At 42.4% G+C, this 12,359-nt stretch carries 13 protein-coding genes; 10 read left to right on the top strand and 3 right to left on the bottom strand.

Annotation, left to right across the window (positions count from 1 at the left end; translation table 11 throughout):
• Positions 1-9 precede the first annotated feature (9 nt).
• Together JMW85_RS12200 and purU are read left to right on the top strand one after the other, a co-directional pair.
• Complete coding sequence (locus JMW85_RS12200; RefSeq protein ID WP_201581960.1) at positions 10-1,167, top strand: Ig-like domain-containing protein; 1,158 nt, start codon at positions 10-12, stop codon at positions 1,165-1,167.
• A 184-nt stretch (positions 1,168-1,351) separates the two neighbouring features.
• Complete coding sequence (gene purU / locus JMW85_RS12195; protein WP_227681868.1) at positions 1,352-2,281, top strand: formyltetrahydrofolate deformylase; 930 nt, start codon at positions 1,352-1,354, stop codon at positions 2,279-2,281.
• Positions 2,282-2,404: 123 nt separating this feature from the next.
• On the opposite strand, the gene JMW85_RS12190 is transcribed toward purU, so the two are convergent.
• The gene (locus JMW85_RS12190; protein ID WP_055124689.1) at positions 2,405-3,196 is read right to left on the bottom strand and encodes a cytochrome C assembly family protein; all 792 of its coding nucleotides are present in this window, start codon (positions 3,194-3,196) and stop codon (positions 2,405-2,407) included.
• Between the two features lie 472 nt (positions 3,197-3,668).
• Here JMW85_RS12190 and ffh point away from each other — a divergent pair, with 472 nt between their 5' ends.
• The 7 genes from ffh to JMW85_RS12155 all read left to right on the top strand — a co-directional run bounded on the left by ffh (position 3,669) and on the right by JMW85_RS12155 (position 10,093).
• Positions 3,669-5,219: a signal recognition particle protein gene (ffh, locus tag JMW85_RS12185; protein WP_201554674.1), complete on the top strand. Its 1,551-nt coding sequence runs from the start codon at positions 3,669-3,671 to the stop codon at positions 5,217-5,219.
• A gap of 204 nt (positions 5,220-5,423) precedes the next feature.
• A complete protein-coding gene (gene tsaB, locus JMW85_RS12180) occupies positions 5,424-6,107 on the top strand; it encodes a tRNA (adenosine(37)-N6)-threonylcarbamoyltransferase complex dimerization subunit type 1 TsaB (RefSeq protein WP_201582164.1) in 684 nt (227 codons plus the stop codon).
• A gap of 96 nt (positions 6,108-6,203) precedes the next feature.
• A complete protein-coding gene (locus tag JMW85_RS12175) occupies positions 6,204-7,046 on the top strand; it encodes an undecaprenyl-diphosphate phosphatase (RefSeq protein WP_109589588.1) in 843 nt (280 codons plus the stop codon).
• A gap of 46 nt (positions 7,047-7,092) precedes the next feature.
• Entirely contained in the window at positions 7,093-8,013 is a 921-nt protein-coding gene (locus tag JMW85_RS12170; RefSeq protein WP_201581959.1) for a class I SAM-dependent methyltransferase, read from the top strand.
• A 145-nt stretch (positions 8,014-8,158) separates the two neighbouring features.
• The gene (locus JMW85_RS12165) at positions 8,159-8,401 is read left to right on the top strand and encodes a hypothetical protein (protein WP_201581958.1); all 243 of its coding nucleotides are present in this window, start codon (positions 8,159-8,161) and stop codon (positions 8,399-8,401) included.
• 107 nt (positions 8,402-8,508) lie between these two features.
• Positions 8,509-9,426 (top strand): 4-hydroxybenzoate octaprenyltransferase, encoded by a 918-nt coding sequence (gene ubiA / locus JMW85_RS12160; RefSeq protein WP_201581957.1) that lies wholly within the window; start codon positions 8,509-8,511, stop codon positions 9,424-9,426.
• Entirely contained in the window at positions 9,419-10,093 is a 675-nt protein-coding gene (locus JMW85_RS12155) for a DUF4112 domain-containing protein (RefSeq protein WP_227681866.1), read from the top strand. The genes ubiA and JMW85_RS12155 overlap by 8 nt, the downstream gene beginning before the upstream one ends.
• Before the next feature lie 119 nt (positions 10,094-10,212).
• Here JMW85_RS12155 and JMW85_RS12150 read toward each other — a convergent pair whose 3' ends face one another.
• Both JMW85_RS12150 and JMW85_RS12145 read right to left on the bottom strand, forming a co-directional pair.
• On the bottom strand, positions 10,213-10,842 hold the full coding sequence (locus JMW85_RS12150) for a hypothetical protein (RefSeq protein ID WP_227681865.1): 630 nt from the start codon (positions 10,840-10,842) through the stop codon (positions 10,213-10,215).
• Between the two features lie 262 nt (positions 10,843-11,104).
• Positions 11,105-11,602, bottom strand: coding sequence for a hypothetical protein (locus JMW85_RS12145; protein WP_201581956.1), 498 nt, complete (start codon positions 11,600-11,602; stop codon positions 11,105-11,107).
• Between the two features lie 195 nt (positions 11,603-11,797).
• Between JMW85_RS12145 and yiaA the strand changes: the two genes are divergently transcribed.
• Positions 11,798-12,355, top strand: coding sequence for an inner membrane protein YiaA (yiaA, locus tag JMW85_RS12140; protein WP_055124683.1), 558 nt, complete (start codon positions 11,798-11,800; stop codon positions 12,353-12,355).
• Positions 12,356-12,359 lie beyond the last annotated feature (4 nt).

Genomic DNA, 12,359 nt, shown 5'->3' with positions numbered 1-12,359 from the left:
ATCTTGAGTGTGCCTGATGCTGTTGATGGAGATAGCGTTAATGTCTCAACAAATAAGGGAAAAATATTTGCATCAGTGAATGATGTTCAAGGAAGCTCGCGTCGTACATTGACTGTTACGGGTAAAAAAGTTGAGTTTTATGTAGAATCTAATGTACCTGGAACTGCAACTGTAAGAGCGGAATATGGCAATGATAGTAAAGAGACAGTATTGAGTTTTGTCTCTATCGAGCCGAAAAAATTGATTCTACAGATTGAGCGTGCAGTCTTAAGTGTGGGCGGCTCTACCTCTGTAATGGCTAGAGTTTTGGACAAGGATGATGCTCCTGTCAAAAATGCTATTGTACAGTTTACGACGACCAGAGATGCATCTGGTGGAAGTTTAAGCCAAGCGGTGGCGTATACTGATGATAATGGTCGAGCTGTAACGACTTATAATGCAGGCCAAAACTCAACAAGTACAGATGGTGTTGTCATTGAAGCACAGGTTCAGTCAATTAGATTACCAGATGGTAAGGAAAAAGCAGTAAACACACTCTTAGATAATTCAGCAATCACAGTCCAAACAAAGTCGACCTATATTAGTTTTGCATTTGCAGACAAAGTTTCTGCAGGTAGTAATCAAGTATATTACTTCCAGAAAGGATCAATCAGTGTGCTCAATAGTGCTGGTAAGCCAGCTATTAATCAACCAGTCTCTATTAATTTGATTCCTGATAGTTATTTAAAAGGTGAGTTTAGTATCATTAAGGATATATTTGGCAGGACTGTCTGGTTCCAAGAGTCGGTTTCTTGTGGCAAAGAAGATAAAAATAATAATGGCATTTTAGATCCTAATGAAGATTTCAACAATAACGGTCAATTAGATCCTGTTAACGTAGCGGCAGTTATCAATGAGAATGGTCAAGAAGTAACTTCTAGCCAGAATTTTAATTTTATAACAGATGATACTGGTAGAGTAGATTTCTCTATACGTTACCCTAAAGAGTATGCAAACTGGTACAAAGCTAGCGTTACAGTCAATACTAGTGTAGATGGTAGTGAGTCACAGCAATCTCGTGTGATAGGTTTCCCTACTCTAGTAACTGACGTGAATATTGGCATACCAATTCGACCAAACTGGACAAGTCCATTTGGTACTGATTTAAGTTGCTCTAGTTCTAAATAGAATCCATTATAAATACAAAAACCCCTAACCTCGCGTTGGGGGTTTTTGTATTTATAACCTCAATAACGAAATACAACCAACTCAATCAGCAAAGTTAGGTAAAAGCGATTAGAATAGTCGGTTTCCTATGCTAACGACCGTATTGAAAGTCAGTAGCAAGTTTAATTTTTTGATTGGGCGCACTATGTCAGACACTGCAACAATTACTTCAGTAAAAAACTCATCTTATAAACTATCTAATAACCTGTTTAACAAGACGGCAATCGATACTGCCACATTATTGATTAAATGCCGTGATCAAGCCGGTATCGTGCAAGCGGTATCTGAGTTTATCCATCGCTATGGCGCTAATATTATCACTCTCGATCAGTATTCAACTGCTCATGAGGGTGGTCAATATTTTATGCGTTTAGAGTTTGCTTTGGCAGGATTGAGCGAAATCATTGATAATTTTGAAGCCAGTTTTGCGCATACGGTAGCCAAGCGCCATAACATGGCTTGGCGTTTACATGATAATGCGATTAAGACGAAAGTTGGCATTTTAGTATCGAAGTTTGATCATGCATTGTTGGATTTGTTATGGCGGCATCAGCGAGGTTTACTTGATTGCGAGATTACCTCTGTCGTTAGTAATCACGAAGATTTGCGTCAAGCGGTAGAAAACTTTGGCATCACTTTCCATCATGTACCAGTGACCAAAGACAATAAATCAGAAGCAGAAGAGCAAATTCATGAGTTGATGGAAGGTAATGATTTGCTAGTGTTGGCGCGTTATATGCAGATATTGTCGTCTGATTTTGTCAAGCGTTGGCCGATGCAAGTCATTAATATTCACCATTCATTTTTGCCTGCATTTGTGGGGGCTGACCCTTATCGTCAGGCTTATGATAAAGGTGTGAAACTCATCGGCGCGACCGCGCATTATGTTACCGCTGAGCTTGATCAAGGCCCTATCATTGAGCAAGATGTACACCGAGTCACTCACCGTCAAGGTGTGACCGAGCTGCGCGCTATTGGTCGTGATATCGAGCGTAATGTCTTGGCACGCGCCGTGAACTGGCATGTACAAAACCGCGTGATTGTAGCGGGTAATAAAACCGTGGTTTTTAATTAGCCTTTAATTAGAGCGAGTTCAAATTGAGAAGTGCTGTTTAACAGAAGGTTAAAAAAAGCCGTGAGTATTATTCATTAATACTCACGGCTTTTTTCTGGACCTATTGCTATTGCAGCGCTGATTTTATATCAGCATCTCTAACACAAACTTGCTGCCCACAAAGCCAATGGCTAATAGGATAAAAGCATAGATAGTCATATTGGCGGCACGTTTGCCCCGCCATCCAGCACGCCAGTTACCGACCAGAAGCGCCCCAAACAATAACCAAGACAGCAGGCTAAACACGGTCTTATGCACAATATGCTGCGCCATCAAATCCTCTACATAGATAAAGCCAATGCCCAATGCGATACTTAGTAGGACAAAACCGACCAATAGCATATCGAATAATAGACTCTCCATACTTTGTAGTGACGGTAGTTTATTGACCCAAAAGCGATGAATAGAGTGGTGCTTGAGTTCGCGTATTTGTAGGCGCAAAAATAGCGCTTGCACCGCTGCCATCAGCAGCACACAATAGGCGGCAAGTGATAGTAATATATGAGCTTCAAGCCCAATACTGATATTTGTAATGGGTTGATAAGGCGCACGGCCAATATAGCCAATTGTCAACCCTACCAATGCTGTTGGCGCTGCCAGTATGCCCAGACTGACAATAGGGCGATACAAACAAAATAAAAAATAGAAGAACAAAAAGAATAAGCTGATTAGGCTGATGATATTAAAAAGATTAAAGTTTAGCCCGTAAAGCGTCACAACATAAGGATAAAGTAGCGCCGCATGCGCGAGCATGCCGACCATCAATAATCCCAAACTGATGCCTTTATGGATAGGCTTATCCCGAGTCAGTGCCCAACTAAGGTAAGCACTGACTAAGATATAGGCTAGGCTAGCAAGTAAGAATGCAAAGTGCACAGATATAATGCCTCATCTCATACTGAGCGCAAAATAGCCGCTCAATTTAATGCTAAAGTGGTATTATCGGAATGATTAGAATAATCGTCCAATTTATCATAAAATGGGTGCCAATTGAGCACCAACTTGCTTATTCCTTATAAATGCTTGGCCAAGTTTGCTTGAATGAGCGCTAATATGCCTAGCTTATAAAGCGATTGTCTATAAGTCATAAAGTGCCGCGCCAAGCTTTGGTAATGCTGTATTTGCAAAATCATTATAATTTTGGCATCTTCTTGGTGCTATAGTGTTGATAATAGACTGTTTTTTATCATTGTTTTTATGAAGATACGATTAAATATTTTACAGTATTCCCTAATAATATTTATCCGCCATTTGAGCTGAAGCCAGTTTCACTAAGTATTGTTTTAAGTAAGCATTATTTTAAGTAAATATTGTTTTCACCAAGAATTATTTTAACTGAGAGTTATTTATGTTTGATACCTTAACAGAACGCTTATCGTCGAGCCTGCGCAATATCGTCGGTACTGGGCAGTTGACCGAAGACAACATCAAAGATACCCTGCGTGAAGTGCGTATGGCGCTACTAGAAGCCGACGTCGCGCTACCCGTCACCCGTGACTTTGTAAAGCGCGTCAAAGAGCAAGCGCTTGGCGCGGAAGTGCTGAAAGAATTGGCACCGGGGCAAGCCTTTGTCAAAATCGTCCATGACGAGCTGACCGAAATGATGGGCAGTGCCAATCAGCAGCTTGAGATGACGGGTAAGCCACCAGTTGTTTATTTACTGGCTGGTTTGCAAGGTGCAGGTAAAACCACGACTGCCGGTAAATTGGCGAAGTTTTTACAAGAGCGTCATAAGAAAAAGGTGATGCTAGTATCCGCTGACGTCTATCGTCCAGCGGCGATTGCTCAGCTTGAGCAAGTGGCAGGTCAAGTGAATGCCAAGTTTGTTAATTCAAGTAGCGACGAAAACCCGATTGATATTGCCTTACGTGCTATCGAAGAAGCAAAGATTCAGTACCAAGATATTTTGATTATTGATACCGCTGGTCGTCTGGCTATCGATGAGACTATGATGGCTGAGATTAAGGCGTTAACTGCAGCAGTCAATCCTTCTGAAACGCTATTTGTCGTCGATGCGATGACTGGTCAAGATGCGGCAAATACTGCCAAAGCCTTTAATGATGCGCTGCCATTAACGGGTGTGATTTTAACTAAGACCGATGGTGATGCTCGCGGCGGTGCGGCACTTTCTGTACGTGCGATTACTGGCAAACCGATTAAGTTTTTAGGTCGCGGTGAAAAACTAGACGCGTTAGAGCTGTTCCATCCTGAACGTATCGCTCAGCGTATTCTTGGTATGGGTGACGTCTTAAGCCTAGTCGAAGAAGTTGAACAAAAAATCGACCGTGATAAAGCCGAAAAAATGGCTAAAAAGATGCAAAAGGGCGGCGATTTCGACCTTGAGGATCTATTGACCCAGTTCCAACAAATGAAAAGTATGGGCGGCATGGCAGGCTTCTTAGATAAGATGCCAGGTATGGGCGGCTCGGATATGCAAAAAGCGGTCGAAGATGCTAAGCCAGAAGAAAAAGTACGTGAAATGGAAGCGTTGATTAATTCGATGACGCCATTTGAGCGCAAAAATCCCGATAAAATTAACCCAAGCCGTAAGCGCCGTATTGCCGCAGGTTCTGGACGTGAGATTCAAGACGTCAATCGTTTGCTTAAACAACACAAACAAATGGCAAAAATGATGAAAATGATCTCTAAGCCTGAAGGTATCAGTAAAATGATGAAATCGATGCAAGGGTTGATGGGTGGCGGCGGTGCAGGTGGCGGCGGTGGCGGTCCTTTATTTGGTGGCGGCGGTCAGCAAGGCGGCGTCAAGGATGTGAATCCACAACAAATGGCTAAGCAGATGGGTCTAGATCCAAACAACATGCCAAGCACCGAAGAGATGCAAAAACAAATGCAGGAAATGCAGAATCAAGCGCCAAAAAAGTTTAAAACCCGTTTTTAATTGATAGATGCTTAGATTGCTATAGTATTGAATTCTTAATGAAAACCCCAAGGTGCAAGTCGCTTTGGGGTTTTTTATGTCTGTCATGTTCCCATAAATATTGATGGATTAAGTATGAAAATTTAGAAATTAATAAAATTTGCCTATCCTAAATGCTATGATAGGCGCTGTTTTATAATGCTAAGTGAATAGGCCGAGGTTATGATGTTTTTAGCAATGGATACCGTGTTTGATCAGTGTTCGATCGCGATTTTAGATGCCAGTGGTCAAGTGCTATCGAGTCATACGGAGACGGGTAAACGCCAGCAAACCCAGCAAATTCTACCGATGATTGATGCCGCTTTGTCCGAGGCTAAGCTCAACCTTGCTGATTTACAAGCCTTGATATTTAACCGTGGTCCTGGTGCCTTTAGCGGCATACGGATTAATACGGCAGTAGTACAAGCATTGTCTGTCGCCCATGATATTCCTTGTGTCGGAGTCTCAAGCCTACAAGCGATTGCGCAAGCGGCGTATCAAAAATATGGTGTGACCGAAGTGTATAGCGCCCTTGATGCGCGTATGCAGCAAGTTTATTTTGGGCAATATGTGCTAATAGACAACCTTATGCAGGCGGTTAATCAAGAAAATGGCGAAGATACCGAGCAGTTGCTCGATTATGACAGCCAGACAGTGCTTAATATTCCCATTGCTGGCAATGGTGCGCCGTTATTAACATTACATGACGGTCAGATCATTCAGGCAGATATTCACCCTGATGCTACTGTGATAGGGCAGCTTGGTATTGCTCAATTTATGGAGACAGGCGGCACAGAAGCCTCGCAAGCGTTACCAAAGTATCTGCGCAATCAAGCGTGGAAAACACTTAAAGAACAAGGTAAAGCGTAGCCATCATATTAATGCCAGCCATTATCAGCGCTATATAAAATATAAAAATACTCTAAAACGCTATTAGCCAATAGATCCATATTTAGGAAAGCCATCGTGGATATCATTTTATTAATTCAAGCTGTTATCATGGGTATCGTTGAAGGTATCACTGAATTTTTACCCATCTCTAGCACTGGCTACTTGATTTTATCAGCGGATTTGATGGGCTTTTGGACCAAAGAAAAAGTCGATTTATTTGTGGTAGTGGTGCAGCTTGGCGCTATCTTAGCGGTCATTTATGATTACTGGGACAGACTATGGCAAGCGCTTATGGGTCTGCTGACAGGCAAAGCTGAAGGCATGAGTAATCCACGCCAGCTAGGACTTAGCTTGATTGTGGCGACTATTCCGGTGATGATCGTTGGCTTCACCTTCGCTGATGAGATTAAATCATATTTATTTAATCCCATCGTCGTGGCAATTATGCTGATTATCGGTGGTTTATTGATATTCTATGTAGAAAATCGCCCGAAAACGATTATTGCGCAAGAAGCAGAAGACGTCAGTCTAAAAACCGCGTTGATGATTGGTCTGCTGCAATGTCTGGCATTGATACCGGGAACATCACGCTCAGGCGCGACAATTATCGGCGCGCTATGGCTCGGCGTCTCACGTAAAGCTTCCGCTGAATTTTCTTTCTTTTTGGGTATTCCAGTCATCGTGGGCGCGGCATTATTGGATTTGCTGAAGCACCATGATGTATTGACCAATAGCGAGGATTGGCTGGTATTAGGTATAGGTACGGTGGTGTCATTTATCGTCGCCTTACTCTGTATCCGTTTGCTAGTAGAATGGGTCAGTCGTCGTGATTTTAAAATATTTGCGTGGTTACGCATTATTACTGGCATCATTGTATTAATAGCGGCTTGGGGTTTTGGTTATCAAATGGCAGGCTAGAGCCGATTGTGGGATGAGTCTATAAGCCGCGAATAGGAAAGTAGAGATGACCGCTTCACGCCAAGGGTTCAAAGAGAGTAGTAACATTATGCACTGCCAACTATACTATGCCAGCGAGTCGCAGCATAGTCAGGTTGCAGATATACAAGCGTTGATAATCGCACATCAGCTACCCATTATCTTACACCTTGAGCTGTTTACCGATAAGCTTAGTCAAAAACGGCGCCAGCAGTTAAGCCAGACAGCTACCCAGCTTATTTTGTTGTTGGATAAAAAAAACAAGCTATCATGGCTGAGCGATGGGTTAAGCGTTGCACCAGAATGGGATAAGCTGCAACGCCGTGTGGTGAGTGCGGGGCGTAAGTCTGAGTTATTATTACAAGCAGTCAAAATCACATCTGACAGTCATGTTATCGATGCCACAGCAGGCTTTGGTCATGACAGTTTGATATTAGCCAGTACGGGTGCACAGGTCATTATGCTCGAGCAGCAGCCCTTAATGGCATTGTTATTGTTAGTAGAACAGCAGCGTATGAGTGGGCTAGCAAATTGGCAAAAGCTGATGAGCCGTCTGCATATTATCAATACCGATGCGCTTGGCTATTTTGCAACTCTAGCAGCAGATGCGATAGATGACACTAAAGAAATCGATATGAAAGCAGTCGATGTGGTGTATCTGGATCCTATGTTTCCGGAAGACAGTTATCAAGATAGCAAAACGGGTAAAGGCGCTAAAGTGGGCAAGCACATGCAAGCCTTACACCAATTGGCTAGCCCACCAACGCTAGAACAAGAAGAACAGTTGCTACAAAGTGCGCAAGCAGTCATCCGTCAAAAGGGACAGAACACAAACATACAGGGGCGCGTGGTCGTTAAGCGTCCGCAATTTGCGCCGTTACTTGCGCATCAACAACCAAGTGAGAGCTGGCATAACGAAGCCGTACGCTTTGATGGTTATTTTGTTTAATAGCCGTTTCTCATCATAATAAATGCGCCTAGCGATTGAACTTAGCTGTTGAACTAAGTTATTTGACTCAGTTATTGAGCTTAGAGCGCGCAGTTAGCAACTTCATATTTGTAAAATTTAGAGTGATTGGATTTAGGAGCAGGGAATGTCTGTATTAATAATTTGGGTGATGGGCGCGGCGTTATTGTTAATCAATATTATGCTGCGTACCAGAATTTTGCGACTTGAAGCACGTCTAAAAGAGTTAAGTAATCCTAAAGAGCAGCTGGCATTTTTACGTCAACAAGCCGCACAAAAAGACAAAATTCCTGCCATTAAAGCCTTACGCAAACAATATCCTGAGCTTTCGCTCATCGAGGCCAACAAATTGTGGCAGCAAATTCAGTAGCTCGCCAATGTATTAATAATTCAATGTAATAGCACTTCATATAAGAGCTGCCGAAAAAGTAGGCAAACACGCACAAAAAAACCTTCTATTAATGATAATAAAAAGCCATGACATTTAACGACAAACTACAAGCTTACCTGCAGCTGACGCGCTTTGATAAACCAGTAGGTATTGAGCTATTATTATGGCCAACGCTATGGGGCGTAATGCTGGCGGCGATGGGTCAAGCGCAACAGCAAGGTTCAAGTGCAGGTCTACCAAGTCTTAAGATGTTGGTGATTTTTGCGCTTGGCGCAATTTTTATGCGGGCGGCAGGTTGCGCGATCAATGATTTTGCCGATCGTAAGGTCGATGGTCATGTGACCCGCACCAAAGGACGTCCATTAGCTGATGGGCGTCTGTCTGCTAAAGAAGCAATCGCTGCTTTTTTAGTATTGGTATTACTCAGTGCCAGTTTGCTGTTCTTTTTGCCTATAGCCGTATTTTACTGGTCGCTTGGCGCAGTGTTATTGGCATTCATTTATCCATTTATGAAGCGTTTTACCCATTTGCCGCAGGTGTTTTTAGCAGCGGCTTTTGGTTGGGCGATACCGATGGCGTATGTGGCGATACAAGGCGCGCCTGATATCTGGTGTTGGTTGTTGTTTATTGCTTATATGTGTTGGACCGTGGCTTATGATACCCAATATGCTATGGCTGACCGTGAAGATGATTTAAAAATTGGGGTCAAATCAACGGCGATATTATTTGGTCGCTATGATGTGATTATTATCTCGCTGTTACAAACATTGTTTTTGCTTATTATGGGCGCGACCATTTGGCATTACTTTGCACCGACAAGCTTAGGCCTGACGCCAGTATTTGGCTTGGCGTTAGTGGCGATGATGTTTGCTAAGCAAAATAGCGCTTGTGCTACTCGTAATGCAAGAGCCTGTTTCCAAGCGTTTTTAGCCAATATATGGGTAGGGCGTTACGTCTTTGCTCTCATCGCAATCGCTTGTTTATGGACGACTTTTAATGGATAACTTCAAAAAGCTCTCAAAGTCAAAAGCGAAAAAATCTTCTGATGCCAATGCACCTGTTATCGATTATCAAGCAAAGTTAGCTGAGCATGGGCTCACACGCGAACAAGTGATCGCCACCGAGCGTAAATTGGCTAAGTTTGCTAATACGATGGATTCGCTGGTACGTGTGCCTTTTACCAAACAAGGCATGGGTGCAGATGCGGCGCTTTCGACGATTCCGCTGGCAGGAGATTTAGCGGGACTGGCTTTAACCAGCTATGCTTTTGTATTAGGGCGTCAGTTGGGAGTGCCAGTGCATAAAATGACGCCTGCGGTCAGACTGGCACTCATTGACATGGTCGTTGGTATCGTACCGGGTATTGGCACGCTGCTCGATATTTTTATTCGCCCCAGTCGTAAGACCTTGGGTATCGTGCATGAGCATCTGCACGATGAATATGGCATCACCGAAACCATGCATATGGATCGGCCATTTTTGCATCAATCGCTAGAAGATAAGCAACGTAGCCGTTTTGGCGCTTTTTGGCACAATCCTATCATTGCATGGCTGTATTTGCACATTCCTGATCTGTTGGGATTAATCGTTATTGTGGTGGTTGGTTGGGGACTGTGGGCAGTAATCAGTTGGCTGGTCAGTCTGTTTGGCAAGGTAACTGGATTTGGCTAGAGAAAAGTTAATAGCATTAAAAAGGCGGCAAATATAATAAATATTTACCGCCTTTTTAATGCTCAAGAGATTTCTTTTATGTAACCTTTTAAAGGTTCTAAGCTGTATTTTTTAATCAATTAATCAGTGATGACTTCTGCTTCGGCACTGACTGCATCAAAGCTAGTGACTTTATTATTTTTAATAAAATCAATGCTGCCGCCGCCTGCATGACTGACCAGTTGGATGCTGCCATCGCTTGATCGATAAGTTGGGTTATTGCCTTGGCCTTCTGGCGCACTTAGTGTCATTTTTGGTTTGTTCGGTAGGCTAATGATAGCGTTGAGTACGCCTGCTGCTGAGGTTTCAAAAACGACCGAGAGTGATTCACCAGCCGCATTTTTATAACGGACATCAGTAATTTGCGCGCCTTTAATGGCTTGTTCTGGATTTGGTGCTGGTGCAGTATTGTTTACTGCCGAGTCTGTTGCACCAAGGTCATCCTCTAGCTCAGTTAAGCTTACATCTTGTTCTGAGCTTACTTCAGAATTTGCGATATCATCACCATTATTAGCGGTCTTATCAACATTAATATTGGTAGTCACGGGTGTGGTTTGTACCGCCGCTTCAGAGATTGTTTCGTTATCTGTCTCAGGCTCTGGTGTTTTTTGGCAAGCACTCAATAGTGAGAGACTTAAAAAAATAGCAGAAATTGCCTGAAAAAAGGGTTTTGATTTTGCAATTGTAAGAGCATCGATTTTCATAATCATACGGCTACCCATTGGCAGAGTTTTTGTTTAAATATAGTGAACGACGTAGACTTATTTATCCCTCAAAGTCAAATATGACCGTCATTTGCTATTACTATCAATTTCTTGCTTACTATCTACACGCATTATTATTTCAGTTTTAGATTGTCGGCTGCCATACCGCTTTCTTTATACACGTCATCTAAGTATCGACGGCTGGCAAGTAGCTTGTCTACAACGCCACTTTGGCTTTGGATATTGAGCTTTTGAGAGAAGTCTAAAATCAGTTTAATTGATCTAATACCATGTCATAGCTGGTATTTTGTTTGCCGGTATCAATAATGACTGTTTTGGCATAATGTTGATCGAGGCTAAGGTAGTCGCCAATCAATTCTGGAACACGTGTGGTGATGAGTTTATTAAGGGTAAATAGCTGTGATTCAGTGATTTCTTCATGATGGGTGGACTCATATTGTTGTCCAATATCATCCATCACAGAACGAAACGCCTTAGGTACTTGCTCGTCATAAAGTAGCTTGATAAAAGGATGTCGAGCTGAAAAATTAATCATGCTGAGCCCGTTAGCTCGCTCATGATTTACCTCGTTGTTTACCGCCATCTCTGCTTTAGACTGGGTAGCGACAAGATTCGCAGAAGCTAAGTATTCTTGATGCCGCTGTATAGAAGCAATCTGTGTGTGCTTAGACTTTTCTTTCATCACAAAAAATATGGGCACAATAACAATTAGGCTAAGCAAAATGAGTAAGGTAAAAAAAGACATGTCGGGGCTCTTTCATAAACAATGCTATTTATCTAAAAAAAGTTTTTAGATTACAATATAACATGCTTGTGTTATGTTAAGGCAAAATAGCGGTCGATAAAAGTTGTATCTCGCTACTGTTTATCTCGCTATTATGTATCTTACCACTATATATTTTACGACTAAGTGTTTGCCTATTTCTAATTAAGGAAGATGATGAATAATGACACGATTACGAAGAGTCAGCTAGCCGCTTATAAACCAACTACTGCTTACGTCGGGACTTCTTGGGCGGTGATGTTGGTGGGTGTCCTAGCGTATTTACTTGGCTTATGGAATGCACAGAGTATGTTATTAAATGAAAAAGGCTATTATATAGCGGTGCTGGCGCTAGGTCTTTATTCAGCAATTAGTTTGCAAAAAACCCTTCGTGATCGTAGTGAAGGTATTCCAACAACCAATATGTATTATCTAATCAGCTGGGCGGCTCTTGGATTATCCATTGCGCTAATCGCTATTGGTTTGATGAATGCGGGAAGTTTAAGCTTAAGTGAAAAGGGCTTTTATATGATGGCATTTACCATGAGTTTATTTGCTGCAGTGACCATCCAAAAAAATACCCGTGACGAAGCACAGATTCGCACTTTAACTGCACCAATGATTACGACTGATACTCAAAGTAGTACTAAAATTGGTCATCAAGAGTCCCGCGACTCTGACACTGGAAAATCACTTTTTGGTGCGGTTAAATCTAGAATGGAAGGCAGTGATTAAACCT

The sequence above is a fragment of the Psychrobacter glacincola genome, assembly GCF_904846075.1.
GTDB lineage: Bacteria > Pseudomonadota > Gammaproteobacteria > Pseudomonadales > Moraxellaceae > Psychrobacter > Psychrobacter glacincola_C.
Note: the sequence above shows the minus strand (reverse complement) of the source record. Positions and strands in the feature narration are given on the sequence as shown.

What these genes read in the sequence shown, in the direction of transcription:
- purU (WP_227681868.1), top strand. Translation starts at nt 1,352, where the DNA reads ATGTCAGACACTGCAACAATTACTTCAGTAAAAAACTCATCTTATAAA.
- JMW85_RS12155 (WP_227681866.1), top strand. Translation starts at nt 9,419, where the DNA reads ATGGATAACTTCAAAAAGCTCTCAAAGTCAAAAGCGAAAAAATCTTCT.
- JMW85_RS12170 (WP_201581959.1), top strand. Translation starts at nt 7,093, where the DNA reads ATGACCGCTTCACGCCAAGGGTTCAAAGAGAGTAGTAACATTATGCAC.
- yiaA (WP_055124683.1), top strand. Translation starts at nt 11,798, where the DNA reads ATGAATAATGACACGATTACGAAGAGTCAGCTAGCCGCTTATAAACCA.
- JMW85_RS12145 (WP_201581956.1), bottom strand. Translation starts at nt 11,602, where the DNA reads ATGTCTTTTTTTACCTTACTCATTTTGCTTAGCCTAATTGTTATTGTG.
- JMW85_RS12150 (WP_227681865.1), bottom strand. Translation starts at nt 10,842, where the DNA reads ATGATTATGAAAATCGATGCTCTTACAATTGCAAAATCAAAACCCTTT.
- JMW85_RS12165 (WP_201581958.1), top strand. Translation starts at nt 8,159, where the DNA reads ATGTCTGTATTAATAATTTGGGTGATGGGCGCGGCGTTATTGTTAATC.
- ubiA (WP_201581957.1), top strand. Translation starts at nt 8,509, where the DNA reads ATGACATTTAACGACAAACTACAAGCTTACCTGCAGCTGACGCGCTTT.
- tsaB (WP_201582164.1), top strand. Translation starts at nt 5,424, where the DNA reads ATGTTTTTAGCAATGGATACCGTGTTTGATCAGTGTTCGATCGCGATT.
- ffh (WP_201554674.1), top strand. Translation starts at nt 3,669, where the DNA reads ATGTTTGATACCTTAACAGAACGCTTATCGTCGAGCCTGCGCAATATC.